Source organism: Mycobacterium asiaticum (assembly GCF_001673365.1).
GTDB lineage: Bacteria > Actinomycetota > Actinomycetes > Mycobacteriales > Mycobacteriaceae > Mycobacterium > Mycobacterium asiaticum_A.
This window is the reverse complement of sequence record NZ_LZLS01000197.1, coordinates 41,737-68,349: the sequence shown is the minus strand read 5'-3', so window position 1 is coordinate 68,349 and position 26,613 is coordinate 41,737. Positions and strand designations below refer to the sequence as shown.

Below are 26,613 nucleotides of genomic sequence, written 5' to 3'. Positions count from 1 at the left end.
AACGTTTGGCGTAGCCTGATGTGAATCGGATCACAATCGGCAGGAGGACTTAATGCGCATCGCGGACGTCTTGCGGAACAAGGGTGCGGCGGTGACGACGATCAACCCCGATGCAACGGTCCGAGAATTGTTGGCGGGCCTTGCCGAACAGAACATCGGCGCCATGGTGGTGATGGGCGCCGACGGGGTGGTCGGCATTGTCTCGGAGCGCGACATAGTCCGCCAGTTGCACGTCCACGGTGCCAGCGTGTTGTCGCGTCCGGTCTCCAAGATCATGACCGCCGCGGTCGCCACCTGCACGAAGTCCGACACAGTCGACAGTATTAGCGTCCTGATGACCAAGAACCGGGTCCGGCACGTGCCGGTGCTCGACGGCAAAAAGCTGATCGGCATCGTCAGCATCGGCGACGTGGTCAAGACCCGCATGGGTGAACTCGAGGCCGAGCAGCAGCAGTTGCAGTCCTACATCACCCAAGGCTGAACGCACCGCTCCGCGAGCCCAACGTGGCTGCGAAATCCGCGGCCGAAAATGACAGCCAGGTTCGGCTCGCGGAACTAGAGGACAACTAGCGCCAGGAGTATTCGGTCCGCAGTCGGGCGGCGACCACTTCGAAGGTTTCGCGTTCCAGGATCGCGCCCTCGCGGCGAATGCCCTCCTCGGGCACGTCGAGCACCCGGTCCAGCCGCACCCAGCTCTCTCGTCCCTCGTAATCCCAAGCGCCGCACCCGATTCCGACCCAATCGCGGTCGCTGGCGTGGCGTTCCTGGCTGGACAGCATCAGCCCGAGCAGGACGCTGCGGTCCCGGCCCACGACGAGCACCGGCCGATCCTTGCCTCGGGTCGGGTCGTCCTCGTAAACCACCCAGGTCCACACGATCTCGCCGGGATCGGCACGGCCGTCGAGGTCCGGTGCATACACGATTTTGCGGGCCCGCTGCGCGGTCGGGAAGCTCGTCTTGGTCACCGGCCGCCCAGTGGTGATCTCGTTTGGTGGGGCGGGCAGACCCATCGTCATGATGTTCGCGGTGACCTTGACGGCCTGCTGGATGGTGCGCAGCGTGTCCTGCGTGTTCTGCAGGCGCTGAACCACCTTGGGGGCCTCGTTGACCAGGTTCTCGGCAAATCGCTGAAACGTTCTCCACTGCGACTTGCCGGACGACTTCTTACCCGGTGCCATGTTCGCAGCATAACCGCGTGTCCGGACCAGCAGCAGACCAGCAATTGTGTCCCGGCAGTGGCGCACCGATACGCTGGACAGACCCGCAAACCGCTCAACCAGGAGATTCCCATCAGCAGTTTCGCCGACAAGACCTTCACGCCGCCGGCGCAGATTCGGAACTTCTGCATCATTGCTCACATCGACCATGGCAAGTCGACATTGGCCGACCGCATGCTGCAGTTGACCGGGGTGGTCGACGAGCGCTCGATGCGTGCCCAGTACCTGGACCGGATGGATATTGAGCGGGAACGCGGCATCACCATCAAGGCGCAGAACGTCCGGTTGCCCTGGCGCTTGGATGACCAGGATTACGTCCTGCATCTGATCGACACCCCCGGCCACGTCGACTTCACCTACGAGGTCTCCCGCGCGCTGGAAGCCTGCGAGGGTGCGGTGCTGCTGGTCGACGCCGCCCAGGGCATCGAGGCGCAAACGCTGGCCAATCTCTACCTTGCTCTGGATCGCGACCTGCACATCATCCCGGTGCTGAACAAGATCGACCTGCCGGCCGCCGACCCGGACCGCTACGCCGGAGAGATCGCCCACATCATCGGTTGCGAGCCCAGCGACGTGCTGCGCGTATCCGGCAAGACGGGCGAAGGCGTCGCCGATCTGCTTGATCACGTGGTGCGCGAGGTGCCGCCCCCGCAAGGTGACGCCGACGCGCCTGCCCGCGCGATGATCTTCGACTCCGTCTACGACATCTATCGCGGCGTGGTGACCTACGTCCGGGTCGTGGATGGCAAAATCACGCCGCGCGAACGCATCTCGATGATGTCCACCGGCGCCACCCACGAATTGCTGGAAGTTGGGATCGTTTCGCCCGAACCGAAGGCCAGCGAGGGCCTGGGTGTCGGGGAGGTCGGCTACCTGATCACCGGGGTGAAGGACGTCCGTCAGTCCAAGGTCGGTGACACCGTCACGACGGCGCGCAACGGCGCCAAAGAGGCGCTGACCGGCTACCGCGAACCCAAGCCAATGGTGTACTCGGGGCTCTATCCCGTCGACGGCAGCGACTATCCGAACCTGCGCGACGCTCTGGACAAGCTGCAACTCAACGACGCGGCATTGACCTATGAGCCGGAAACCTCTGTGGCACTGGGCTTCGGGTTCCGGTGTGGGTTCCTGGGCCTGTTGCACATGGAGATCACCCGCGAGCGGCTGGAGCGCGAGTTCGACCTGGATCTGATCTCGACTTCGCCCAACGTCGTGTACCGGGTCGAGAAAGAGGACAATTCCGAGATTGTCGTGACCAACCCGTCGGACTGGCCCGAGGGCAAGGTCCGCACCGTCTATGAGCCCGTGGTGAAGACCACGATCATCACGCCCAGCGAGTTCATCGGCACCATCATGGAACTTTGCCAGTCACGCCGCGGCGAGCTCGGCGGCATGGACTACCTGTCGCCCGAGCGGGTGGAACTGCGCTACACAATGCCGTTGGGGGAGATCATCTTTGACTTCTTCGACTCGCTGAAATCGCGGACCCGCGGTTATGCCAGCCTCGATTACGAGGAATCCGGCGAGCAGGAAGCCCAACTGGTCAAGGTCGACATCCTGTTGCAGGGCGAGGCCGTTGACGCGTTCAGCGCGATCGTGCACAAAGACGGGGCATCGGCCTATGGCAACAAGATGACCACCAAGCTCAAGGAGCTGATTCCGCGCCAGCAGTTCGAAGTGCCGGTGCAGGCCGCCATTGGCTCGAAAATCATTGCGCGGGAGAACATCCGAGCGATCCGAAAAGACGTGTTGTCCAAGTGCTACGGCGGTGACATCACGCGTAAGCGCAAGCTGCTGGAGAAGCAGAAGGAAGGCAAGAAGCGGATGAAGACCATCGGGCGGGTCGACGTGCCGCAAGAGGCTTTCGTGGCGGCGTTGTCCACCGAAACTTCGGGGGACAAATCCAAGAAGTAACACAAGCATCAGCAATGTTTTTCGCCCGCGCCGTCGCCGTGCTGATCCTGGGGTTGTCGGCGGTCGGGTGCACTGGTGACGTGGACGGCACCGCGCAGCGCGTGTCGCCGCGTTCCGGCACCACCACCACTCCGTTGCTGCAGATCATGCCGACCGACGAGGAAATCCGCGCCGCGGTCGGCAACGACCTGCAGCAGAACCCGCCACCGCGGACAGGCGGGATCGAGTTGCTACCGGACGGTTTTCGCAGCAATCGCGACGCGTCACCGATCGAGTGCATCGGACCCGCCAACCCGGCACTTCACGTCGTCTACGAAAAAGGCCCGGTTCGCGACGTGGCCGTGCAGGACTACTGGAACTACGGTCTGGATGTGGCGGCCTCGGGCGCGACGGCGGCAGCGGTCAGGCTGGCCACGGTCGCCGATGCGCAACGCCTGTTTGAATCCTTTGTCCCGCAATGGCAGAACTGCATCGGCACCACGGTCACCATGTCCACCTTGGACTCCAGCAAGACCCAGTGGTACGCCAGAGTCGACCGTGTTCAGGCCCAGGGGTCGATGCTGTCGGCCACCGTCATGAGCTGGGACAGCCACCAAACCCCGCCGTCCCCGGTCGAGCGGGCCGTGGGGGTGCAGTCCGATGTCATCGTCGATGTGCACGTCGCCCTTCGTCCCGACGTCCAAACCAGCAGCAGGGCAACCGATCTCGTTAAGGCCATGCTGCGCAAGCTATCCGGCACGAGTTGACGCCCCAACCACCAGAAAGGCATCGAAAATGAAATGGCGCTGGTCTGTTTCGCCAACGCTGCTTGTCGCCGCGGTCCTCCTGTTGGCCACCGGTTGCACGAACGCGATCGACGGCGCCGCACACCCCGCGCCCGGACTGAAGCCGAACCCGTTGCTAGGGGAGGTCATCAAGCAAGTGTTGCTCGACGGTACGGCGCTGAGCAGCATGCTCAACCAGCCGTTCAAAAGCGACGCCAACCTGCCGCCACGTTTCGGTGGCCCCGAAAAGTTGCAGCCCGGTCTGGGCGACATGTCGCCGCCGGAGTGCGCCGGCGTCACGACAATGACCCTGCGCAGCACCTATGAGAATGCCCCGGTCAAGAACCTGGCACGCGAGACATGGTGGGCCGCAGGTACTTCCGGACGAGTGATCAACGTAGCCGAGGCGGTGGTGGCAATGCCTTCCGTTGCCGAGGCCGCAACGTGGTTCGCCAAGTTCAGCGAGCAGTGGAAGAAGTGCAATGGCACTACCGTGACCATCTCCGGCGGACAATTCAACTACAGCGACGAGATCTCCAATGTGCGAGTTGAGAATTCGGTCGCCGCAGCAACGGTGTACGTCCAGGCGGCCGGCGCCTCGGGTGGACGCAGACCCGAAGCTCACGCCATCGGGTTACGCGCCAATTGCCTTATCGAGGTGGAGGTTACGTTCTTCAGCGTGCAACGTGCGTCGGACCCGGGGACAGCCGATCTCAACACGAGCGCCATCGACATCACCCGCACGATGATGGACAAGGTGAGTTCGCGGAGCTGAACTCACACAGGCGCGTTAGCGGGCTGGAACGTGCCCGAGCCGTCGGCTTCCTCCTCGGCCCGGATCACGTGGACCACCGCGTTGATCAGCGCCAGGTGAGTGAACGCCTGCGGGAAGTTGCCCAGGTGCCGGCCGGTTCGGGGTTCGATTTCCTCGGCGTACAGATGCAGCGGGCTGGCGAACGACAACAGCCGCTCGCACAGCCGCTTGCCGCGCGCCAGCTCGCCGATCTCGACCAACGCAGACACCAGCCAGAACGAGCAGATGGTGAAGGTGCCTTCCTCGCCCGAGAGTCCGTCGTCGGTCTCGTGCACCCGGTATCGCAGCACCAGCCCCTCTTCGGTGAGTTCGTCCGCGATCGCCAGGACGGTGGCACGCACCCGCGGGTCATCGGGCGGTAGGAACCGGGTCAACACCACCAACAGCAGCGAGGCGTCCAGCGCGTCGTCGCCATAGCGCTGCGTGAAAACGCCGCGTGAGTCCACGCCGTGCTCGAGGATGTCGGCCTTGATCTCCTCGGCGATCGCCCGCCACTGCTGGGCATAACTCTTCTCGCCCTGCCGCTCAGCCAGCTTCGCCCCGCGATCCAACGCCACCCAGCACATCACCTTCGAAGAGGTGAAGTGCTGCGGTTCCCCGCGCACCTCCCAGATCCCGCGGTCCGGCTCGCGCCAGTGCTTGATCGCCTCTTCAACCTGCTTCTTCAACACCGGCCAGAGGGTTTCCGGAACCTGTTCGCGCGAGCGTGCGTGCAGGTAGAACGAGTCCAGCACCGATCCCCAGATATCGTGCTGGACCTGGTCGTAGGCTCCGTTGCCGATCCGCACCGGCCGCGCATGGTCGTAGCCGGACAGATGGTTCAGTTCCTCTTCGACCAGGCTGCGTTCCCCGCCGACCCCGTACATCACCTGCAGCGGGTGGCGCTCGTTGCTGTTGGCGCCGGACACGTCGGCGATGAAGGCGAAAAAGTCATCGGCTTCGCGGTCCAGCCCGATGGTGTAGAGGCCCCACAACGCGAAGGTCGAATCCCGAATCCACGAGTAGCGGTAATCCCAGTTGCGTTCGCCCTGGGGCGTCTCCGGCAGCGACGTGGTGCTGGCCGCCAGCAGCGCCCCCGTCGGCGAGTAGGTCAGGCCCTTGAGCGTGAGCGCACTGCGCTGCAGGTAGGCCCGCCACGGGTGGTCCGGGAAGTTGCCGATGTTGATCCACTGTCGCCAGCACTCGGTGGTCTGCCACATCTTCTCGGCGGCCTGTTCGTAGGTCTGCGGTGCCGGGTGCTTGGTCCAGCTCAGCGCGACGAACACGTCGTCGCCCTCTTTCATCCGGGTGCGGGCGCGTGCCTCCCGGCCCTCCAGCCCGATGTTGAGGTTGGTGGTGAGCCGCATCGTCGGGTGGGCGTCCGGTTGCCTGCTGGCGCGGGCGATGGCCTCGTTGTAGGCGTTGGCCGAGTATTCCCAGGTGGTGCCCACGCGGTGGTAGTCGAAGGCCGGTTCGCAGCTCATCATCAACTCGACGGTGCCGCTGACACAGCGGACGGTGCGAAGCAAAATATGTTCGGCGTCCCAGTCCATCGGGGTGCGACGGTGGGTGCGCGATCGGCGCTCGATGTCGTGCCACGGACCCATCACCAGCGCATCACGCACGATCAGCCAGCCGGTGTGGGTCTGCCAGGTGGTCTCCATGATGAGACTGCCGGGCAGGTAACGCCGCGCCGAGGGCACCGAAACGCCGTAGGGTCCCAACCGGAAATGCCCGGCGCTGCGGTCCAGGATCGCGCCGAACACGCTGGGGGAGTCCGGGCGGGGCACGCACAGCCACTCCACTGAACCGGCCGGCGAAATCAGGCAGGTTGTCTCCCAGTCGGACAAAAAGGCGTAGTCCGCGATCGGCGGAAACGGGTTGCGCGACGGCGAATTGGAGATGTAGGGCGTGGGCGTCTCGAGTTCGGCGGGCAACGCGGCCGCCGCGTCGAAGGGTTTGAGCTCCGTGCTGGTGGGGACCGCAGGCAAATCGTCGACCTGGTCGTTAGCTGAGTCAGCGGAATCGGCGTGCAAGACCATCGGAACATCATCGACTGTCGACCCGCTCTGCGTCCACCACCGCAACCGAGGTGTTACTCGGCCCGCAGCCGGCCACGTTGGCTTCGGATGGCAGGGCTAATAGGGTGGGCTCGGTGAACGGCTTCCTGAGTTGGTGGGACGGCGTTGAGCTGTGGCTCTCCGGGTTGCCTTTCGTGCTTCAGGCGCTGGCGGTGATGCCGGTTGTGCTGTGCCTGGCTTACTTTCTGGCTGCGGGGCTGGACGCGTTGCTCGGCGGGGGAATTCAGTTGTTGCGCCGCGTCCGGCACTCCGACGAAACGTCCGGGTAGCCGCGATGCCGCGTTCGCACGTCACCCTGGTCCTGCTCGCGCTGGTTGTGCTGGTGATCGCCACCTGGTGGATTACGCACTGATCGGGCTGTTCGCACCGATTAGCCTGTCGAATTGCTAGCCGCGTGAACTCTGTTAGGCTTCGCGACATGCGCGCAGCAGCCGCCCTTTTGGAACGCCACGTTCCGGCGTTCGGCTGCGCTATGTCTGTGATCGGCTGCGTTGCAGCCGACGTTCACTGTTGTCGCTGACTCCGAAATCCGTGCGTGGCTTGGTGTGGAGTTCGTGAATTTCGTCGAACCTGACTGACCGCCTTTTCACAGCACGGGACCGAATCCGATAGTCCCGCACCGAGAGGTAGTCAATGTCGCAGATGTTCTCCGAGCGCAGAAGGCGCAGGCGACAGCGCGTCGCGCGCATGCTTGCTCTCGGCTTACTGGGACTGGTCGCAGCCTGCAGCGGCGGCCCCAGCGATGTCGTCGGGGCCGGCAGATCAGGCGGCGCCAAGTCAAGTGTCACCCTGGTCGCCTATTCGGTCGCAGAACCGGGCTGGAGCAAGGTGATTCCGGCGTTCAACGCCTCCGAGGAAGGTAAGGACGTCCAGGTGATCACGTCCTACGGCGCCTCCGGTGACCAGTCGCGCGGGGTGGCCGACGGGAAACCCGCCGATTTGGTGAACTTCTCGGTCGAGCCGGACATCACCCGTCTGATCAAGTCCGGCAAGGTCTCCAAGGATTGGAATACCGACGCCACCAAGGGCATTCCGTTCGGGTCGGTGGTGACCTTCGTGGTCCGCAAGGGCAACCCCAAGAACATCAAGGATTGGGACGACCTGCTTCGTCCGGGCATCGAGGTCATCACGCCCAGCCCGCTGAGTTCGGGTGCGGCCAAATGGAATCTGCTGGCCCCATACGCCGTTAAGAGCGAAGGTGGCCGAAATGGTCAAGCCGGCATCGAGTTTGTCAGCCGATTGGTCAGGGAACATGTCAAATTGCGTCCAGGGTCGGGACGAGAGGCGACCGACGTTTTCGTCCAGGGCAGTGGAGACGTTTTGATCAGCTACGAGAACGAGGCCATCGCGGCCGAGCGCGCCGGCAAGCCAGTAGAGCACGTCACCCCGCCGCAAACCTTCAGGATCGAGAACCCGATGGCGGTGGTACTCACCGGAACCCACCTCGCCGCGGCAACCGCGTTCAAGAATTTCCAGTACACCGCGGCGGCGCAAAAGTTGTGGGCGCAAGCCGGTTTTCGACCGGTGGACCCCTCGGTGGTGGCAGCGTTCAGAGACCAGTTCCCGTTGCCGGCGAAGCTGTGGACCATCGCCGACCTCGGTGGGTGGAGCACCGCCGACCCGCAACTGTTCGACAAGAACTCGGGCAGCATCACCAAGATCTACACGCAGGCCACCGGATGACCGTGACAGTGACCCCAGATCCCGAAGCGATCCGGCCCGAACTCGACCAAAAGCCCGACGCCGAAACCGCTGCCCTTGCTCGCGGCCGGGCGGGCGGCACGTCCCTGCGCCTCGGTGTGGCAACGATATGGCTCTCGGTGATCGTGCTGCTGCCCCTGGGCGCAATCCTGTGGCAGGCCGTGGGTGGCGGCTGGGACGCGTTTTGGCTGGCCGCCACTTCGCACGCGGCGGTGGAGTCGTTCCGGGTGACGCTGACAATCTCGGCCGGCGTGACGTTGCTCAATACGGTCTTCGGCCTACTGATCGCCTGGGTGCTGGTGCGGGACGACTTCTTCGGCAAGCGACTGGTAGATGCGGTCATCGACCTTCCGTTCGCATTGCCGACGATCGTCGCCAGCTTGGTCATGCTGGCCCTGTACGGCAACCACAGCCCGGTGGGGCTGCACTTACAGCACACCGAATGGGGCGTCGGGATCGCGCTGGCGTTCGTCACGCTGCCGTTCGTGGTCCGTGCGGTTCAACCGGTGCTGTTGGAGATTGATCGGGAAACAGAAGAGGCGGCAGCGTCACTGGGAGCCAGTGGACCGAAGATCTTCACCTCGGTCGTGCTGCCGTCATTGCTACCCGCGTTGTTGTCCGGTGCGGGACTGGCCTTTTCGCGCGCCATCGGAGAGTTCGGTTCGGTGGTGCTGATCGGTGGTGCCGTGCCGGGCAAGACCGAAGTGTCGTCGCAATGGATCCGGACCTTGATCGAGAACGACGACCGCGTCGGCGCTGCCGCGATCTCCATTGTGCTGCTTTCGATCTCGTTCATCGTGCTGCTGATCCTGCGCATCATCGGTGCACGGGCGGCCAAACGCGAGGAGATGTCCCGGTGACTACGTCGCGCACCGTCCGCTACTTCCTTCGCTACACAGCGCTCGCGTATATCGTTGTGCTGCTGATCATTCCGTTGGTGCTCATTTTGTGGCGCACGTTCCAGCCCGGGCTGGGCCAGTTCTACGACTGGGTCAGCACGCCGGCGGCGGTATCGGCGCTGAACCTGTCGCTGTTGGTTGTTGCGATCGTGGTGCCGCTCAACGTCATATTCGGGATTCCGACGGCATTGGTGCTCGCGCGCAACCGTTTTCGCGGCAAAGGCGTCCTGCAGGCCATCATCGACCTACCATTCGCGGTGTCGCCGGTCGTCGTGGGTGTGGCGTTGATCGTGCTGTGGGGCGCCGGCGGAGCGCTGGGGTTCGTCGAGCGTGACCTGGGGCTGAAGATCATCTTCGGGCTGCCCGGCATCGTGCTGGCCAGCATCTTCGTCACGCTGCCCTTCGTGGTGCGTGAGGTTGAACCGGTGTTGCACGAACTTGGCACCGATCAGGAGCAGGCCGCCGCGACGCTGGGTTCTGGTTGGTGGCAGACGTTCTGGCGGATCACGCTGCCGTCCATTCGGTGGGGTCTGACGTACGGGATCGTGCTGACCGTCGCCCGCACACTGGGCGAGTACGGCGCGGTGATCATGGTGTCGTCCAACCTTCCCGGCCAGTCCCAGACGCTGACCCTGCTGGTTTCGGACCGCTACAACCGCGGGGCCGAATACGGGGCGTACGCGCTGTCGACGCTGCTGATGGCCGTTGCTGTATTGGTGTTGATCGTCCAAGTTGTGCTGGATGCCCGCCGGGCACGAGCGAGCAAGTAGGCCGGACAAGGAGAATTGATGTGACCGTGACCGACCAGGGCAAGCACGCGATCGTGGTGCGCGACGCTTACAAGAACTACGGCGACTTCGTCGCACTGGACCATGTCGACTTCGTCGTGCCGGCGGGTTCATTGACAGCGCTGCTGGGCCCCAGCGGTTCGGGCAAGTCGACGTTGCTGCGTACCATCGCCGGCCTCGATCAGCCCGACACCGGAACCGTCACGATCAACGGTCGCGACGTCACCCGCGTACCGCCGCAGCGCCGAGGTATCGGGTTCGTGTTCCAGCACTATGCGGCGTTCAAGCACCTGACGGTGCGCAACAACGTGGCCTACGGGTTGAAGATCCGCAAGCGGCCCAAGGCGGAGATCAAAGAGAAGGTCGACAACCTGCTGGAAGTGGTGGGGCTCAGCGGGTTTCAGAACCGCTATCCCAACCAGCTGTCCGGTGGGCAACGCCAGCGCATGGCGCTGGCGCGGGCGCTGGCGGTCGACCCGGAAGTGCTGCTGCTCGACGAACCGTTCGGCGCGCTGGACGCCAAGGTGCGTGAAGACCTGCGGTCCTGGCTGCGCCGGCTGCACGACGAGGTTCATGTCACCACAGTGCTGGTCACCCACGACCAGGCCGAGGCGCTGGACGTGGCCGACCGGATCGCGGTGTTGAACAAGGGCCGTATCGAACAGGTCGGCTCTCCGACCGATGTGTATGACGCTCCCGAAAACGCGTTCGTGATGTCGTTTTTGGGCGCGGTGTCGGCGCTGAACGGCGCGCTGGTCCGGCCGCACGACATTCGAGTTGGCCGCAACCCGGATATGGCGATCGCGGGTGGCGACGGTACTGCGGCGTCGATCGGTGTCGTGAAGGCCACGGTCGATCGGGTCGTGACGCTGGGCTTCGAGGTCCGGGTTGAGCTGACCAGCGCGGCTTCCGGTGGGCCCTTCACCGCCCAGATCACCCGCGGCGACGCGGAGGCGCTGGCGTTGCGGGAGGGCGACACCGTCTATGTGCGTGCGACGCGGGTCCCGCCAATTGCCCACCCGGTCAACGAGTCTTCGCTGGCTTCGGCCTAACTCTTCCCCGCGAGCCGCCACCCGTTTGGCCGCGAGCCGAACCTGGCTGCGATTTTCGGCCGCGGATTTCGCAGCCACGTTGGGTTCGCGGCACGTCAGGCCTCGCGCGGCGCGCGGCGGGGGGCGCGTCAGGGGATGTGCGCGATTATCCCGAGCGCGACGACCACGAATACCACCGCGAAGATGACCACCGCGACGATGCTCGCCACCGCCAGCGGTGTCAGTCTTCGTTTGGGACGCGGTTGATTTTCCGACAGCCCGGACGTTTGCGCGGAATCGGGCGGAGTGGAGCCGGGCGAGACGCCGCCCCCAGGCTCTAGACCTGGTGTCGCGGCTGGATCGGGATCCGGTGGCATCGCGGTCATGGCCCGCGGGTACCCCGTGAGGCCCGAGTCACACCGTCAGGCAGCGAGGCGCTGGGCCGCGGCGCGGTCGAATCGATCCAGCACCGTCGCGGCCACCAGTCGGTGCGCGCCCAGCGGCGCGGCCATCCCGATACCGGCTTCCTGAGCGAATCGCTGCACCCGGTCTGGGATGCGTCCCGGCGCCAGGAACCACGGCGCGATGACGATCCGGCGAGCACCGCGGTGTCGCAGCCGTTCGACGGCTACCGGCAATGGAGGCTCCGGACGGGTGGCGAAGGCAGTGGCCACCCCGGCCCATTTCGTTCCGTCGGCCAGCCGGGATCCCACCTCTGCCGTACGGGCATTCGCCTCCGCATTCGACGAGCCGATGGCCACCACCAGGACGCCGACGGTGTCGTCGAGGCGCGAAACTCCTGCCTCGGTGATCCGCTGACGCAGCACCGACACCAGTCGTTCGTCTTCGCCGAGTACCTCGGCCTGCAGCACCCCAGTGGCGCGGCTCTCGGCGATCTGGCGCGGAATGTCGATCCGCGCGTGGTAGGCGTCGGCCAGTAGCAGGGGAGTCACGACAACCCGGCCCGGACACTCGTCGAGAACCTCGACCAGACCCGGTGAATTGTGTTCGCAGAACGCAACCCGCACATCGAGGTCCGGGCGCATCCGCGTCACCTGCCGCGCGACGGCCCGGGCGTTAGCCGCCGAGCGAGGATCCGCACTGCCGTGCGCGGTCAACAACAGTGTCGTCACGACGCGTGCAGTCCGCATTCGGTCTTGGACAGGCCCTGCCAGCGGCCGCTGCGCGGATCGGCGCCCTCGACCGGCTTGGCCGTGCAGGGGGCGCAGCCGATCGACGGGTAACCCTCGTAGACAAGGGGATTCACCAGGACGTCGTGCTTGTCGATGTAGTCCTGCATGTCCTGGTCCGACCATGCGGCGAGCGGGTTGATCTTCACCAGCTTGAACGCCTCGTCGAAGCTGATCAGTGCGGCGTTGGCGCGGGTGGGCGCCTCCACCCGGCGTAACCCGGTCACCCAGGCGGAGTAGCCGCGCAACGTCTTGCCCAGCGGGAGGACCTTGCGCAGTCGGCAGCACTCGCCCGGGTCGCTGGCGAACAGATCCTTGCCCCTGTGCTCGTCCTGCTCGGCCACCGTTTCCTCGGGGGCGACGTTGAGAACCCTGATGTCGTAGACGGATTCGACCGCATCGCGGGTCCCGATGGTTTCGACGAAGTGGTAACCGGTGTCCAGGAACAGTACCGGCACGCCCGGGCGAACCTTGGCGGCCAGGTCGACCAGCACGGCGTCCTGCATATTGGAAGCGACCACGTAGTTGCATGTCGCCCAGCCGCGGGGTCCGTTGATGCCGCCGAAGTTCTCCTCGGTCCACTGCAGCAGTTCGGTCGCGCTGGCACCCTCGAGCTCGGCGGCTCCGCGGGCGGCCAGCTCGCGTAGTTCAACCTCGGACGGCTTGGTCCCCTCGCTCATCGCAGGTCTTCCTCCTCGGCGCGAATCGCCCACTGCGCGAAGCGTTCACCCTCGTTACGGTGCTTGAGGAAGTTGCGGGTAACCCGGTCGATGTAGTCGCCGAGCTCGTCGCTGGTGACCTTGTGCTGGCGCAGTTTGCGACCGAACCCACTGTCCAGACCGAGGCCGCCGCCCAGGTGGACCTGGAAGCCCTCGACCGAGCCGCCGTTACCGTCGTCGACCATCTGGCCCTTGAATCCGATGTCGGCCACCTGAATTCGGGCGCACGAATTGGGGCAGCCATTGATGTTGACGGTGATCGGCACGTCAAGGGTCGAGTTGATGTCGTCCAGCCGCCGCTCCAGCTCAGGCACCAAAGACTGTGCCCGGACCCGGGTTTCGGCGAAGGACAGCTTGCAGAACTCAATCCCGCTGCACGCCATCAGGTTTCGACGCCAGTGCGACGGCTGGGCGGTCAGGTCGAGCGCCTCGAGGCCGGCGAGCACCTCGTCGAGCTTGTCGTCGGGGACGTCGAGAACGATCAGCTTCTGGTATGGGGTGAACCGGATTCGGTCCGAGCCTGCCCGCTCGGCCAGGTCGGCAACCGCACACAGAATGGTGCCCGAGACCCGCCCGGCGATCGGGGACACCCCGATAGCGTTGAGCCCGTTCTTCAAGCGCTGCACGCCGACGTGATCGATCGCGTGCGCGAGCGGCGCCGGCGCCGGGCCGTCGATCAGCGGGCGCTTGAGGTACTCGGTTTCGAGGACCTCACGGAATTTCTCGACACCCCAGTCCTTGACCAGGAACTTCAACCGCGCCTTGGCCCGTAGCCGCCGGTAGCCGTAGTCACGGAAGATCGAGGTCACGGCTGCCCAAACCTCGGGCACCTCTTCGAGCGGCACCCACACCCCGAGGCGTTGGGCCAGCATCGGGTTGGTGGACAGACCGCCACCGACCCACAGGTCCAGGCCTGGCCCGTGCTCTGGGTGGTCGACGCCGATGAACGCGATGTCGTTGATTTCGTGCGCGACGTCCTGCAGGCCCGAGATAGCGGTCTTGTACTTACGCGGCAGGTCGGCGTAATCGGGCTTGCCGATGTAGCGACTCACGATCTCGTCGATGGCCCAGGTTGGGTCGATCACCTCGTCGAGGGATTCACCGGCCAGCGGCGATCCCAACACCACGCGGGGGCAGTCACCGCACGCCTCGGTGGTCTGCAGGCCGACCTCGTCGAGTCGCCGCCAGATCTCCGGGACGTTCTCGACCTCGATCCAGTGGTACTGGATGTTCTGCCGGTCGGAGATATCGGCGGTGTCGCGGGCGAACTCCTTCGAGATCTCGCCGAGCGTGCGCAAGGCGGTCGTCGAGATTGCGCCGCCGTCGCAACGCACCCGCATCATGAAGTACTTCGCCTCGAGCAGATCCATGTTGTCATCGCCGGTGAACGAGCCGTCATAGCCCTGCTCGCGCTGGGTGTAGAGACCCCACCAGCGGAACCGGCCGCGCAGATCGCTCTTGTCGATGCTGTCGAATCCGCCCTTGGCGTAGATGTTCTCGATGCGCTCCCGCACCTCGAGCGGCGCGCCCGCCTGCTTCATCTCCTCGTTGGGGTTCAGCGCCTCGCGATTACCCAGCGCCCACTGGCCCTCATTGCGGGGGGCCTTGGCGGGACGTGCTGTGGTCATGCGGCAATCTCCTTCGCGAACAGGCTGGGCCTGAATCATGCGCAGCGCTCACCGATCGTCCCGGCGGCGCAGATCCGGCAGCCAGGTTGGGGTACAGATGGGCTGGGTCTACGACATCAAGGCAGACAGCTACAGCTGCAAACGCGCTTGAGGTCGATATACCGCCGCGCCACCAGCACCACACGCAGGTTCGAATTGGCGACGGTCACGGGTGCCATTCTGCCATGGATCGCACCCAACCGTGTCACCAGGTCAAATTTCTTTTCACGGTGATTAAAACTATCTGGTAAAGCTGGGTGGAGAGGCCAGAAAAACCGGGAATAACGTGGGAAAACTGCCTCAGCAGCCACGGCGTGCCAAGATTTGGCATGGCATCTCGCGAGCTGCCGGTGGACTTGCCGGTATTGGCGCCCACGTCGGAACAAGCATTCGGCCTCTACGTCCACGTCCCGTTCTGCATAACCCGTTGCGGCTACTGCGACTTCAACACCTACACACCGGCCGAACTCGGCGGTGTCAACCCGGACGGTTGGCTGCAGGCACTCGGGGCTGAACTCGAGCTGGCCGCCGCGCGGCTGGACGGGCCGACGGTGGACACCGTGTTCGTGGGCGGGGGCACACCGTCACTTCTGGGCGGAGCGCGGCTGACGACGCTGCTGAACATGGTGCGCGACCACTTCACGCTGGCCCCCGGCGCGGAAATCACCACCGAAGCCAACCCCGAGTCGACGTGGCCGGAGTTCTTCGAGGCGATCCGGGAGGCCGGGTACACGCGGGTGTCGCTGGGGATGCAGTCAGTGGTGCCCCGACTGCTGGGGGTGCTCGACCGCGTGCACACCCCGAACCGGTCAGCAGCCGCGGCCCGCGAGGCCCTGGAGCTGGGTTTCGAACACGTCAGCCTGGACCTCATCTACGGCACCCCGGGAGAGTCCGACGAGGACCTGCTTCGCTCGGTGGACACCGCGATCGAGACCGGGGTCGACCACGTGTCTGCCTACGCGCTGGTCGTCGAGGAGGGCACCGCGATGGCCCGGCGGGTTCGTAGTGGTGAGCTGGCTCCGCCCGATGACGACGTGCTGGCGCACCGCTACGAGTTGCTCGACGAGCGCCTTTCGGCCGCCGGGCTGGCCTGGTACGAGGTTTCCAACTGGTCCCGGCCGGGTGGCGAATGCCGGCACAACCTGGGCTACTGGGATGGCGGCCAGTGGTGGGGCGCGGGACCGGGTGCGCACAGCTACGTCGGCGCGACGCGATGGTGGAATGTCAAGCATCCCAACGCTTATGCGAAGCTGCTGGCGGATGGGGCGCTGCCGGTGGCCGACTACGAACAACTCGGCGCGGACGCGTTGCACACCGAAGAGGTGTTGCTGCAGATTCGGCTGCGCCAGGGGTTGCCGCTGATCCGACTCGATGACGCCGAACGCGGACGTGCGGAAGCGGCGGTGGCGGACGGATTACTGGTATCCGACGGCGACAGCCTGATCCTCACCGACCGAGGTCGCCTGCTGGCTGACGCCGTGGTGCGAACGGTGCTGGGGTAACTGGGTATTCAGGTTCCGCGCGTTTTCAGCGGACTTTTTCAGCGGACTGAGGAAATGCGAGACGACTTCACGTCGATGTCGCGTTTGCGGTGCGTCACCCAGAGCCACGCGGCGGGCGAGTAGTGGGTGGTGGTCTCCTCGAAGCCGTCGACCGTGCGCACGCTGAGCACGCCGGTCTTCTGGTGCATGGTCAGGTTCTCGCAATCGCCTTTGATCTCTTGGCCGTCGGTCATCCGGATGACGAACATGCGATGGTCCTTCCGTGGAGTCGGTTCGGCTGTCACGTTGCGATGCTAGGAGCGCGCGGGGTTCGCGACTCATCAGGCAGGTTGCCGACAGCTAAATGGTGCGGAAACGTTTCGCGCCGAAGGTAAGCAGACGAGACACCGGCGTTGGCCTCATTTATGCCCAGCTAGCTGGGGAAATGGCGGCACTACGCGGCGGTGACCGATGAGCGCAGCCTATTAGGCACGTGTTAGATCCATTTGAATCTCATCGGCAATTCCCTACTCACCGGGGGTAGGGGGCGCGCTCAACGATAGGTTAGGCTACATTTACTTGCGTGATGGAGGCCGGCGTAGAGACGAGTTCTGTCAGGACCGCGTCACTGTCCTTTCCCGTCCCGGCCGGCATCGACCCGGCCGATCTGGCGGCCGAGTTGGCCGCGGTGTTGACGGATCCGGTGGACGAGGAATACCTGCTGTACGAGCAGGACGGCCGTTGGGTGTTGGCCGCCGGTGTGCAGGCCATCGTCGAGCTGGATAGCGACGAACTGCGCGTCATCCGCGACGGTGTCATGCGGCGGCTCCAATGGTCGGGACGCCCCGCTGCTGTCCTGGGCGAAGCGGTCGACCGCCTGCTGTTGGAGACCGACGCGGTATTCGGTTGGGTGGCTTTCGAATTCGGGGTGTACCGGTATGGGCTGCAAACGCGCCTCGCGCCACAAACCCCGCTTGCGCGGGTGTTCTGGCCCCGCATGCGCATTGTGGTGACCCAGGATGAGGTTCGGTTGTTCGGTGCCGGAGCCCGCGAGCGCGAGGCGGTGGACCGGTTGCTCGGTGCCGGACTGCCTGCGACGCCGCCCCCGCGCCCGGTCGACGTGTGCGCCGACCCATCCGATTACCGCGATCGGGTGGCGACGGCCGTTCGCGAAATCGGCGCGGGCGACTACCACAAGGTGATCCTTTCTCGTTGTCTGCAAGTGCCTTTCGCGCTGGACTTCCCGTCCACCTATCGACTGGGACGTCGGCACAACACGCCGGTGCGGTCATTTCTGTTGCAACTCGGCGGTATTCGCGCGCTGGGTTACAGTCCTGAACTGGTCACGGCGGTGCAGGCCGACGGTCTGGTGATCACCGAACCGCTGGCCGGGACCCGCGCATTGGGCCGCGGCCCCGCACATGACCGACAAGCCCGCGATGACCTGGAATCGGACTCCAAAGAGATTGTCGAGCACGCCATTTCAGTTCGTACCTCGTTGCAGGAAGTTACCGAGATCGCCGAGCCGGGGACCGCGGTCGTCACCGATTTCATGGCGGTTCGTGAACGCGGCAGCGTGCAGCACCTCGGTTCGACGATCACCGGCCGTCTCGACCCGTCCAGCGACCGGATGGATGCGCTGGAGGCGCTCTTCCCCGCGGTGACCGCTTCCGGAATTCCCAAAGCCGGCGGCGTCGAAGCCATCCTGCGCCTTGACGAAGGACCGCGTGGTCTGTATTCCGGTGCGGTGGTGATGTTTTCGGCTGACGGCGGACTGGATGCCGCGCTGACACTGCGGGCGGCTTATGAACGCGACGGTCGGACCTGGCTGCGGGCCGGTGCCGGCATCATCGCCGCCTCCGACCCAGAGCGTGAATTCGAGGAAACCTGCGAGAAGCTTTCCACGCTGGCGCCGTATCTGATCGAGCGGCAGTAGACCGCCAGGTCGTTTGTGACCTAAGGCACCTCCCGGGCAGGGACTTTCGGCTCTATTGGCGCCCGCGCCGGCCGACCAAGCTGATGTTCGGACGGCGTTGGATGCCGCCCAGAACAGAAGAAAGCGGGGTCGCCGTAATCCGCACCAGGACGAAAAACCCAGTGTGATCACCTGCCTGCCAGCGCGGGCCCACTAGCTTCGGAGGTGCTTGTGTCCAAAGAAATGACGGATCGCCAACTGCTCGGAGAACTTGAACCCGTTGCCGAGAAGCTGCTCAACCGGCACTTGTCTTTGTTCAAGGAGTGGCATCCGCATGACTACATTCCGTGGTCGGATGGCAAGAACTTCCACACCCTCGACGGGCAGGACTGGGAACCCGGGCAGAGTCAGCTCTCCGACACAGCCCAGGTGGCGATGGTGCAGAACCTGTTGACCGAGGACAATCTGCCGTCGTATCACCGCGAAATCGCCATGAATTTCAGCATGGACGGGGCGTGGGGGCAGTGGGTCAATCGATGGACCGCCGAAGAGAACCGGCACAGCGTGGCACTGCGCGACTACCTGGTGGTGACGCGAGCGGTCGATCCGGTCGAGTTGGAAAAGTTGCGGATGGAGCAGCTGACGCGGGGCTTCAGCCCGGGTCAGAATCAGCAGGGAGATATGTTCGCGCAGAGCCTATTCGACTCGGTGATGTACGTGTCGTTCCAGGAACTGGCCACCCGTGTCTCCCACCGCAACACCGGGAAAGCCTGCAACGACAGCATTGCCGACCAACTGCTGGCCAGGGTGTCGGCCGATGAGAACCTGCACATGATCTTCTACCGCGACATCAGCGCTGCCGGTTTGGATATCGCGCCGAATCAGGCGATGCGCGCGGTGCACCGAATCTTGCGCAACTTCAAGATGCCCGGGTTCACCGTGCCGGAGTTTCGGCGCAAGGCCGTCGTGATCGCCGTAGGCGGTGTTTACGATCCACGCATTCACCTCGACGAGGTGGTCATGCCGGTGTTGCGCAAGTGGCGGATCTTCGAACGCGAAGATTTCACCGGCGAGGCGGCGTGGATGCGCGACGACCTCGCGGTGCTGATCAAGGAACTCGAGCAGGCCTCGGACAAGTTCGAAGAATCCAAACAGCGCTATCTGGAACGGGAAGCGCGCAAGGCCGAGCGGATCACGGCCAGCCGCGTGCTGAAAACGGAAGGGACGCTGACCTTTAGCGGACGTTGAGCTATCCGTCCGGGGTGGACCCGGCTGACTTCTCCAGGTATTCCGAGAGCAGCCGGCTGACCAGTGACTCGATATTGGTCTCGATCGAGGACGCGAGCGTGGCGGTGACAGTCGAGACTGCTTGGGTGCGGAACCGGACCAGCATGGTAATCAGCTCGGCCACCTCGGCGTCGGCGGGCAACGCTTCGCCGGGCTTGATCCGGTCTGCGACGTGTTCGAATCCGGCCTGTACCAACAAATCGCTGATCTCGTCGACTTTGGGCAGGATCTGCTCGTGCAGGTTAATGAGCTTGTCTACGCTCACCCCGTAGCCGCGGACCTCGTTGAACGCTTCGATCAGTTTGGGCCGGGTGATGGTGGCCTGGTCGCCGTCGATGCGGATGATCTGCAAGCCCACCATGCGATCGAAAGCCGTTGTGTCATCGACGAGTTCGCGCGCCTCGGCCAGCGGCATGGTCTGTGACTTCTCGGTGGTCCAGGTGCCCACGATCGCTGATTCCAGCCCCAGCACGTCGCCCAGATTCTTGCCTTCTTCCCACGCGGAGAGCATTTCCCGCACGTGGGCGATGGTGTAGCCGCGGTCGAGCATGGAGGTGATCAGGCGCAGCCGGGTCAGGTGTGTGTCGTTGAATAGCGCAATCCGCCCGACCCGCAACGGCGGTGGTAACAGACCGCGGTCGCGATACACCCGGATGTTGCGGGTGGTGGTGCCGGCCAACCGGGCCAGTTCCTCGATCCGGTACTCACCTGAGCTGGCGCCGTGCGGGTGGCGCACCGCGGCGTCGAAGAGTTGCGTCACCGCCGCCTCGACGAACTCCCGCGATTGGCGACGAACCCGCTGCGGCGTGCGTCGCACGTTGTGCAGCACGCTGGCTATCGTGCCCGGCTCGGGTCGCGAGGATCGGTCGGGTGTCATGCGCCGACGCGGTCTGCGACGTCCCGGGTGACCGCGTCGTAGTGCCCGATCTTGAAACTGTGCATCTGGCGAAGATACTGGGTGGCGGTCCCGGGGTACATCGAGCCGTTGAAACCGTCCTTGGTGAGATACCAACTGCTGCAACCGGACATCCAGGTCGTCTTGGTCAGCCGGCGCTGGATGTCGCGGTTGTGGCGAAGCTGAATGTCTTCGCGCACATCGAGATAACGCAGGTCGCTGTCCAGGATGGTGGTGATCCCGCGCACCGCATAGTCGAGCTGGCCTTCGATGTAGACCAGCAGCGAGTTGTGGCCCGGCCCGGAGTTGGGGCCGGTCATGAAGAACAGGTTCGGGTACCCGTGCGCGTTGATGCTTTTGTAGGCCTGCCCGCCGCCGGCCCAGTCCTCGGCCAGCGACCGACCGCCGAGGCCGGTTACCTCGAACGGCGGCCCGGTGAGGTGCACGTCGTAGCCCGTGGCGAACACTATGCAGTCGAGGTGGTGTTCGATGCCGTCGCTGGTGCGGATCCCGACCGGGCTCAGCGTCGCGATCGGCCAGCTGATCAGCTTGCAGTTCTCCCGCTGCAGCGCGGGGTAGTAGTCGCTGGAGATCAGCATGCGCTTACAGCCCGGCGCGAAGTCCGGGGTCAGCTGACGGCGCAGCCACGGGTCCTTGACGGTCGCGCGGATATGGGCCTGGCCCAGGCGCGCCACCAGCGACGTGAGTGGGGTATTCCATACCATCGCCGTCGCGGTCGCCTCGTGTCCCCAGAACAGCATTTGGCGGGCAAGCTGTTGGCTGGCAGGGACTTTGGCGAACAACGCCTGTACCGCGGGCGGTGTGGCGGTATCCAGGCGGGGCAGCACCCAGCCGGGTGTGCGCTGGAAGACCTTGACGAACTCGGCTCGCTTCACCAGTTCGGGGATGATCTGGATGGCGCTGGCGCCGGTACCGATCACGGCGACCCGCTTGCCGGTGAAATCGTAGTCGGAATCCCAACGGGCGCTGTGGATCTTGTGTCCCTGATAGCTGTCCAGACCGCGGATGTCGGGAAAGCTGGCATCCGACAGCGGTCCCGAGGCCAGTACGACGGTGCGGGCGCGAAACCGCTTGCGGTTCTTGGTTGTTGCGGTCCAGACGCCGGCGGCTTCGTCGAACTTCAGGGCGGTGACTTCGTGGCCGAACCGGATGTGGCGACGAATATTGAACCTGGTTGCCATCTCTTCGATGTGCCGGTAGATCTCCGGGGCAGGGGAGTAGGTTCGCGACCACGTCGGGTTCTTGACGAACGAGTACGAGTACAGCAGCGACGGGACATCACAACTGGCGCCGGGATACTGGGTGTCACGCCAGGTTCCGCCCACCCGGTCGGATCTTTCCAGAATCACGACATCCTCGACTCCAGCTTCGGCCAATCGGATCGCCGCGCCCAGTCCGCTGAAGCCCGCGCCGATAATGAGCGAGGCGTAGATACGTTCGCCGGCCATGGCCTTGCCCATGATTACGCCGCCGGCTCGTGGGTCAGTTCCCGCGACCAGCTAGGCATCGGCCGCAGCAGCGGTTTGGGATAAAAGTCCGATAGCCAGACCATGGAATTGGCCAACAGCTGATAGGGGTGGCGCGGATTGACTACCCAGCCGCCGTGTCGTTTCAGCACCTTGTACGCGGGCACCCGCGGGGTACGTTCGCCACGCTCACCGAGTTGCTTGAACCGCTTGACGGCGTTGAAAAGACGCTCGGTCTCCATGCCCATGCCGGCCATCTCGTTGCGAATGCGGTTGAGCAGCGGCACGTACATCAGCGCCCCCAGGATCAGGCCCGGAGTGGCCACGGTGCCGACGAACTCGATCGCGAGCCGACGCGCCGTGGCATGGCCGATCATCTCCAGCACCGCGAAATCCACTGCGATGTGCCGTGACTCGTCGTTGTTGATTTTTTCGAACACCTGGTGACAGACTGGGTCCTGCACGGTATCCAGCAGGAACTTGAGCAACGCGCCGTCCAGTGCAACTTCCAGCATCGGAATCACGGTGCCCAGCACGGACAACGGCATGTCGTCGGAGTAGGCGTCGAGCCACTCGATGGCCAACCGGATGTTGACGTTGGGCGTGGGGACCTCGCCGTCTTCGAGCATGCCCCAGCGCTTCATCAACGCCAATTCCGCGTTGGCGTGGCGTTGCTCTTCGGCGTGGAAGTACCGGTAGATCTCGGCGATGGTCGGATTCGGTGCCTTCTTGGCCAACGCAGCGAAGCCGCGGGCGCCGATGTTCTCGATCCAGCACAGATCGGCCATGAACGCCTTGAGCTTGGGGCGCATTTCGGGTCGGATGGTTTCCGCCCCCGGCGCATCCCAGTCGATATCGGCGAGCGCCCACTGCCGATCCTTGATCTTGGCGAGCATTGCTTCCATGTCGATACCTTTTCGGGTCACCAGACCCTCCTTTCAGAGTTGACGGACGACTCAGCGACCGGTCACCCGCAGTGCCAAACCCGCCGCACGCGTATATGCGCCCGGCGCAAGTCGTTTGATGTTCCAGCCGAGCTTGGCCTCAAGCTGGGGCAGGCAATAGAGGTCGCCTCGATCGTGGGCGTCCAGGCAGACGCGCGCGACCTTCTCGGCGCTGTACCCGGTCCAGCTCATCAGTTTGGCGGCCAGCTCGCCGGTGTCGGTGCTGATCCGTCCGGATTCGACGATATTGGTCTTAACGAATGTCGGGCACAGAACGGTGACTCTGATTGCCGTGCCGGACAATTCGGCAGCCAGGGTTTCTGAGAGCGAAAGCACGCCGGCCTTGCTGACGTTGTAGGCGGCCATCCGGGGAGCCGCGCCGAATGCCGCGGCCGAGGCGACGTTGATGATGCCTCGCGGCGCGTGGGACGGACCGGCTTCGCGCAGGATGGGGGTGAATACCTGGCAGCCGTGGATCGGCCCCCAGAGGTTGACACCCAGCGTCCACTGCCAATCCTCAAGGGACACTTCACCGATGGGCGCGCCGCCGCTACCGACGCCGGCGTTGTTGATCACCAGGGTGGGCGGTGCCCCGAACCAGGCTTGCGCCTGTTCGGCCAAGGCGACGACGTCTTCGAACTGCGATACGTCGCAGCGCACCGCAATCGCTTTGGCGCCGGACTCGATGATCGCATCGGCCGTTTGTTGGGCGGCCGCCTCGTTGATGTCGCTACAGACGACCGCGCCGCCACGACGCGCGAGTTCGATGGCGAAGGCGGCGCCGATGCCGCTGCCGGCGCCGGTCACCACCGCCAATGCGCCCCGGGTGGTGACCTTCTTGTTCAGCAGCTTGTCCAATGGACCCAACATCAAAGCGCCTCCGCCGCAGTCGTATTCCGCACGGAGTCCACGATGAAACGCTTGACGTGGCGCAACGACCCGCGGTCGGGGACTTCGTCGTCCATGACAAAGGAGTCAATACCAAATGGTGACATTAGTCAATGGCAAGGTTGTGCGCGGCTGCGACGGTTATCTACTGCGCAGGCTCCCCCGGCTGGCCAGGCTGGGTGGTCCAGTCCAGCTTCCGTACCCGCAGCGTCCCGTCCTGCGAGCAGGTGACAGCTATCCGAGCGTCGGCGCTCAGGGCCACCGATTCCACCGATGCGGTGTGCTCGTCGAACTGCGTCACGCGTTGCCCGGATTGCAGATTCCAGAGTCGCGCGGTCCCGTCCGCACTGCCGGTCAGCACGATTCGAGAATCTGCGCTCACCGCGACCGAGCTGACTTTTCCGCTGTGCCCGACGAGCGTGTGCAGCAACTCACCGGAGTGCACATCCCATACCGTCGTCTTTCCGTCGACGCCTCCGATAACCGCGACGCCGCCCCGATAGGTCAGCGCGCTGGCCTGCCAGCAGTCGGTACGAACCGGAAAGGCATGCATCCGGTGTCCGGTGGCGGTATCCCAGACCCGGATGGTCTCGTCGGCCAGCGCAAACGCGTTGCGCCCGTCTTCGCTAAGGCGCACGATCCAGGCGATTCCGCCCAGCTTGTCGAGTCTGTGTAGCCGACCGCCGGTGCGAGCATCCCACATCGTCACCGCATCCCTGTTGCCGCACAACGCAATTGCACCGCTGCCGTCGACCGCGACGGAGTAGACCGGTCCGTCGTGCGGGCGCAGCGTCTGTAGGCGCCGTCCGGTTGTTGCCTCCCAAGTGCGCATCCGGCCGTCGTCGGAACCCGTTACGGCCGTTAGTCCGTCGGCTCCCAGCGCGACGCAGCGCACCCCTCGCCAATGCCCGCGCAGTACCTGAAGCAGCCGGCCGGAAACGCAGTCCCACAGTCGCGCATAACGGTCCCGGCCACCGGTGATCAAGACATCGCCAGTTCCGGAAAAGGCCCAATTCACGGTGTCTGCAGTGAAGTTGGGAATGGTCAGCACGCAGCGGCCGGATGCGCTGTCCCAGAGTCGCGCCGGATTGCTGTCGGCGATCAGAAAACGGCCGCTGGGGTCGACCCCCATACCCAGCGGCCACCGATGCGGCAGCACGTGCAAGTCGACAACCGCGCGCAGTCGCCTGCTCCCGCCTTGCTGCCCATCATCCGGCCACACAGGTTCACTTTAGGCGTCTTCCCGACGTACCTCGATACTTGTAACGTTGACGCGATGGTTACACCGCGCTGCGCCGTCTGCGGTTGTCTCGGCAACCGCGATGGTTCGCTGCAGCAGGTGCGGTTCGCTGATCGCGATGCGACGGCGTCCTTCTGCGTTGTCGACTACGAAAGTGCTTGGCAACTAAACGAATTAACTATGGCCGGCGCCCTCACCCGGCTCAAGGAAGAGTTCGACGCCGGCGGCGACTCCTTCTGCCGAGTCGGATCGCAGTTCGGGCCATACCGTCTGCTGCGCTTGCTGGGTCGCGGGCGGCTCGCCCGAGTGTACGAAGCGCAGCACACCGTCAGCGGTGCGAAAGTCGCGCTGAAGGTCATCTCTGCCCGGCATTCGGCGGATCGCTCATTTCGGCTGCGGCTGTCGCGGAACGTTCTGGCCATCGCGCGACTCCACGCTGCCGATCCTAACTTGGTGCCCATCCTTGATTGGGGCGAAATCGACGAACGGCCCTACGTCGTCATGCCGGTGAGCGACGCGCTCGATCTGGATCGCCTTCTCGCCCAACACACCCGGCTGACGCCCGCATCGGCGGTCGCTGTGCTGAGCCAGATCGCCGCGGCGTTGGATGCGTTGTCTTCGCAGGGTGGGATGCACCGAAATATCCGTCCGGACAACATACTTGCCGATCGAGATCGCGCAATTCTGCTGGCCGGTCTCAGCAAGCTGACCCTCGACGACCCTGGCGCTGCCCATCCGATGAACTACGCGTACTCGGCCCCGGAAACCGTTACCGACGACATGGTGACTTTCCGTGCCGACATTTACGCATTGACTTGTGTGTTCTACGAATGCCTGACCGGAGACCCGCCCTATCCCGTCGACAGCCTGGGTGCCGTAATCGGCGGCCACCTGCAGCAGCCAATCCCACAGCCCAGCGAGCGAGTCGGGGTCCCGGTTGGCTTCGACGATGTCGTCGCGCGCGGGATGGCGAAGAAGCCCGAACAACGCTACGACAGCGCCGGTGCCCTCGCGCTGGCGGCGCGTCAAGCTTTGGCAGCTGCCGGGTGGGCCTGAAAGGTCATGACGTTGAACGGATTTCCGGTTCGAACATTTCCGGCTTGTCCCGGACCATCGAGTAGGCCAGCCGCCAGGTGCTGTGCAACAAATCCAGCAGCGTTTCCAGCTGGTAGGGCAGCGGCCGGGCATCGGCGTCCGACCATTGCCGGTCCGCGCTGTAGGTGTTCCGCGGCCAGGCCGTAGGAAGATGCCATTGGCCGCGTGTGCGGTAGCGGTCCCTTTCCCTGACTCGGGCAAACGATTGGCCGTCACCTAGATGAACTGTGGCCATGATCTCGCCAACGCCGTAGTGAAAGGCCGGTTCGATGTGCAGCGAATGCTTGACCGGTTCATCCCGAGGGGGAAGCATCCGCCACAGTTCGGAGTGCGTCCAATCGGGTTCGGGCGGCCCTTCGCCTTCCGTCTTTATACCCGCCCAATCTCCGTTGCGCAGTCTCTGGTCGAAGTATTCGGGTGCCAGCCAAAGGTTTTCGGGGGGTTCGCCGGGCCGTCCGAAGCTGAACCACACCCGATTTCCGTCCCGTCGGATGTCATCGACAACACCGACCCCACTACGCCATAAACAGATCTCGACGTTTGGTCGGCCATCCGGTGTCTGCACAGGTCCACCGCCTTCCCTAGCGATTCGGCCATTATCGTCGGTTCTCGGGTTG

General features: G+C 64.5%; 25 protein-coding genes and 1 pseudogene. 13 read left to right on the top strand and 13 right to left on the bottom strand.

Going from position 1 to position 26,613, the window contains the following annotated elements; translation table 11 throughout:
- Positions 1-52: 52 nt before the first annotated feature.
- Positions 53-481, top strand: a complete 429-nt coding sequence (locus tag A5634_RS22820; protein ID WP_065146301.1) for a CBS domain-containing protein — start codon at positions 53-55, stop codon at positions 479-481.
- Between the two features lie 85 nt (positions 482-566).
- On the opposite strand, the gene A5634_RS22815 is transcribed toward A5634_RS22820, so the two are convergent.
- Positions 567-1,178, bottom strand: coding sequence for a type II toxin-antitoxin system PemK/MazF family toxin (locus A5634_RS22815; protein WP_065146355.1), 612 nt, complete (start codon positions 1,176-1,178; stop codon positions 567-569).
- Between A5634_RS22815 and lepA the strand changes: the two are divergent.
- From lepA to A5634_RS22800, 3 genes and pseudogenes are all read left to right on the top strand, one after another.
- A pseudogene (gene lepA / locus A5634_RS22810) lies at positions 1,172-3,131 on the top strand (translation elongation factor 4). The gene A5634_RS22815 and the pseudogene lepA overlap by 7 nt on opposite strands.
- 14 nt (positions 3,132-3,145) lie before the next feature.
- A complete protein-coding gene (locus A5634_RS22805) occupies positions 3,146-3,877 on the top strand; it encodes a sensor domain-containing protein (RefSeq protein ID WP_065146299.1) in 732 nt (243 codons plus the stop codon).
- A gap of 28 nt (positions 3,878-3,905) precedes the next feature.
- A complete protein-coding gene (locus A5634_RS22800) occupies positions 3,906-4,670 on the top strand; it encodes a sensor domain-containing protein (protein WP_065146298.1) in 765 nt (254 codons plus the stop codon).
- A gap of 2 nt (positions 4,671-4,672) precedes the next feature.
- Here A5634_RS22800 and A5634_RS22795 read toward each other — a convergent pair whose 3' ends face one another.
- Complete coding sequence (locus tag A5634_RS22795; protein WP_065146297.1) at positions 4,673-6,730, bottom strand: glycoside hydrolase family 15 protein; 2,058 nt, start codon at positions 6,728-6,730, stop codon at positions 4,673-4,675.
- A gap of 104 nt (positions 6,731-6,834) precedes the next feature.
- Here A5634_RS22795 and A5634_RS22790 point away from each other — a divergent pair, with 104 nt between their 5' ends.
- The 5 genes from A5634_RS22790 (at position 6,835) to A5634_RS22770 (ending at position 11,209) form a co-directional block, all read left to right on the top strand.
- Complete coding sequence (locus A5634_RS22790) at positions 6,835-7,038, top strand: hypothetical protein (RefSeq protein WP_155769672.1); 204 nt, start codon at positions 6,835-6,837, stop codon at positions 7,036-7,038.
- Positions 7,039-7,456: 418 nt separating this feature from the next.
- A complete protein-coding gene (locus tag A5634_RS22785) occupies positions 7,457-8,452 on the top strand; it encodes a sulfate ABC transporter substrate-binding protein (protein WP_065146296.1) in 996 nt (331 codons plus the stop codon).
- Positions 8,449-9,330 carry a sulfate ABC transporter permease subunit CysT gene (gene cysT, locus A5634_RS22780; RefSeq protein WP_065146295.1) on the top strand — a complete coding sequence of 294 codons (882 nt, stop codon included), beginning with the start codon at positions 8,449-8,451 and terminating at the stop codon, positions 9,328-9,330. The genes A5634_RS22785 and cysT overlap by 4 nt, the downstream gene beginning before the upstream one ends.
- Positions 9,327-10,139, top strand: a complete 813-nt coding sequence (cysW, locus tag A5634_RS22775; RefSeq protein ID WP_065146294.1) for a sulfate ABC transporter permease subunit CysW — start codon at positions 9,327-9,329, stop codon at positions 10,137-10,139. Before cysT ends, cysW begins: the two co-directional genes overlap by 4 nt.
- Positions 10,140-10,165: 26 nt before the next feature.
- Complete coding sequence (locus tag A5634_RS22770; protein ID WP_155769676.1) at positions 10,166-11,209, top strand: sulfate/molybdate ABC transporter ATP-binding protein; 1,044 nt, start codon at positions 10,166-10,168, stop codon at positions 11,207-11,209.
- Positions 11,210-11,337: 128 nt separating this feature from the next.
- On the opposite strand, the gene A5634_RS27700 is transcribed toward A5634_RS22770, so the two are convergent.
- The 4 genes from A5634_RS27700 to A5634_RS22755 are packed head-to-tail and all read right to left on the bottom strand — an operon-like array spanning position 11,338 to position 14,725.
- Positions 11,338-11,574, bottom strand: a complete 237-nt coding sequence (locus A5634_RS27700; RefSeq protein ID WP_081290602.1) for a DUF6480 family protein — start codon at positions 11,572-11,574, stop codon at positions 11,338-11,340.
- 36 nt (positions 11,575-11,610) lie between these two features.
- A complete protein-coding gene (locus tag A5634_RS22765; RefSeq protein ID WP_081290601.1) occupies positions 11,611-12,339 on the bottom strand; it encodes a sirohydrochlorin chelatase in 729 nt (242 codons plus the stop codon).
- Positions 12,318-13,058 (bottom strand): phosphoadenylyl-sulfate reductase, encoded by a 741-nt coding sequence (locus A5634_RS22760; protein WP_065146291.1) that lies wholly within the window; start codon positions 13,056-13,058, stop codon positions 12,318-12,320. The genes A5634_RS22765 and A5634_RS22760 overlap by 22 nt, the downstream gene beginning before the upstream one ends.
- A complete protein-coding gene (locus A5634_RS22755) occupies positions 13,055-14,725 on the bottom strand; it encodes a nitrite/sulfite reductase (protein WP_065146290.1) in 1,671 nt (556 codons plus the stop codon). The genes A5634_RS22760 and A5634_RS22755 overlap by 4 nt, the downstream gene beginning before the upstream one ends.
- 368 nt (positions 14,726-15,093) lie before the next feature.
- Between A5634_RS22755 and hemW the strand changes: the two genes are divergently transcribed.
- Positions 15,094-16,266 carry a radical SAM family heme chaperone HemW gene (hemW, locus tag A5634_RS22750; protein WP_065146289.1) on the top strand — a complete coding sequence of 391 codons (1,173 nt, stop codon included), beginning with the start codon at positions 15,094-15,096 and terminating at the stop codon, positions 16,264-16,266.
- 38 nt (positions 16,267-16,304) lie between these two features.
- On the opposite strand, the gene A5634_RS22745 is transcribed toward hemW, so the two are convergent.
- A complete protein-coding gene (locus A5634_RS22745) occupies positions 16,305-16,514 on the bottom strand; it encodes a hypothetical protein (protein WP_065146288.1) in 210 nt (69 codons plus the stop codon).
- Between the two features lie 317 nt (positions 16,515-16,831).
- Here A5634_RS22745 and A5634_RS22740 point away from each other — a divergent pair, with 317 nt between their 5' ends.
- Together A5634_RS22740 and A5634_RS22735 are read left to right on the top strand one after the other, a co-directional pair.
- Positions 16,832-18,181 carry a salicylate synthase gene (locus A5634_RS22740; protein WP_155769670.1) on the top strand — a complete coding sequence of 450 codons (1,350 nt, stop codon included), beginning with the start codon at positions 16,832-16,834 and terminating at the stop codon, positions 18,179-18,181.
- A gap of 210 nt (positions 18,182-18,391) precedes the next feature.
- On the top strand, positions 18,392-19,408 hold the full coding sequence (locus A5634_RS22735; protein WP_065146353.1) for an acyl-ACP desaturase: 1,017 nt from the start codon (positions 18,392-18,394) through the stop codon (positions 19,406-19,408).
- A gap of 1 nt (position 19,409) precedes the next feature.
- Here the strand turns inward: A5634_RS22735 and A5634_RS22730 are convergent, their stop codons facing one another.
- From A5634_RS22730 to A5634_RS22710, 5 genes are all read right to left on the bottom strand, one after another.
- Entirely contained in the window at positions 19,410-20,324 is a 915-nt protein-coding gene (locus tag A5634_RS22730) for a MerR family transcriptional regulator (RefSeq protein WP_065146286.1), read from the bottom strand.
- Positions 20,321-21,811, bottom strand: coding sequence for a flavin-containing monooxygenase (locus A5634_RS22725; RefSeq protein ID WP_065146352.1), 1,491 nt, complete (start codon positions 21,809-21,811; stop codon positions 20,321-20,323). Before A5634_RS22725 ends, A5634_RS22730 begins: the two co-directional genes overlap by 4 nt.
- A 14-nt stretch (positions 21,812-21,825) precedes the next feature.
- Entirely contained in the window at positions 21,826-22,734 is a 909-nt protein-coding gene (locus tag A5634_RS22720) for a reductase (protein WP_065146285.1), read from the bottom strand.
- 51 nt (positions 22,735-22,785) lie between these two features.
- The gene (locus A5634_RS22715) at positions 22,786-23,643 is read right to left on the bottom strand and encodes an SDR family NAD(P)-dependent oxidoreductase (RefSeq protein ID WP_065146284.1); all 858 of its coding nucleotides are present in this window, start codon (positions 23,641-23,643) and stop codon (positions 22,786-22,788) included.
- Between the two features lie 163 nt (positions 23,644-23,806).
- Positions 23,807-24,883, bottom strand: coding sequence for a WD40 repeat domain-containing protein (locus A5634_RS22710; RefSeq protein WP_081290600.1), 1,077 nt, complete (start codon positions 24,881-24,883; stop codon positions 23,807-23,809).
- A gap of 54 nt (positions 24,884-24,937) precedes the next feature.
- On the opposite strand from A5634_RS22710, the gene A5634_RS22705 reads away from it, so the two are divergent.
- Positions 24,938-25,957 (top strand): serine/threonine-protein kinase, encoded by a 1,020-nt coding sequence (locus tag A5634_RS22705; RefSeq protein WP_172831760.1) that lies wholly within the window; start codon positions 24,938-24,940, stop codon positions 25,955-25,957.
- Positions 25,958-25,961: 4 nt separating this feature from the next.
- On the opposite strand, the gene A5634_RS22700 is transcribed toward A5634_RS22705, so the two are convergent.
- Complete coding sequence (locus A5634_RS22700; protein WP_155769669.1) at positions 25,962-26,561, bottom strand: hypothetical protein; 600 nt, start codon at positions 26,559-26,561, stop codon at positions 25,962-25,964.
- Between the last annotated feature and the right edge of the window lie 52 nt (positions 26,562-26,613).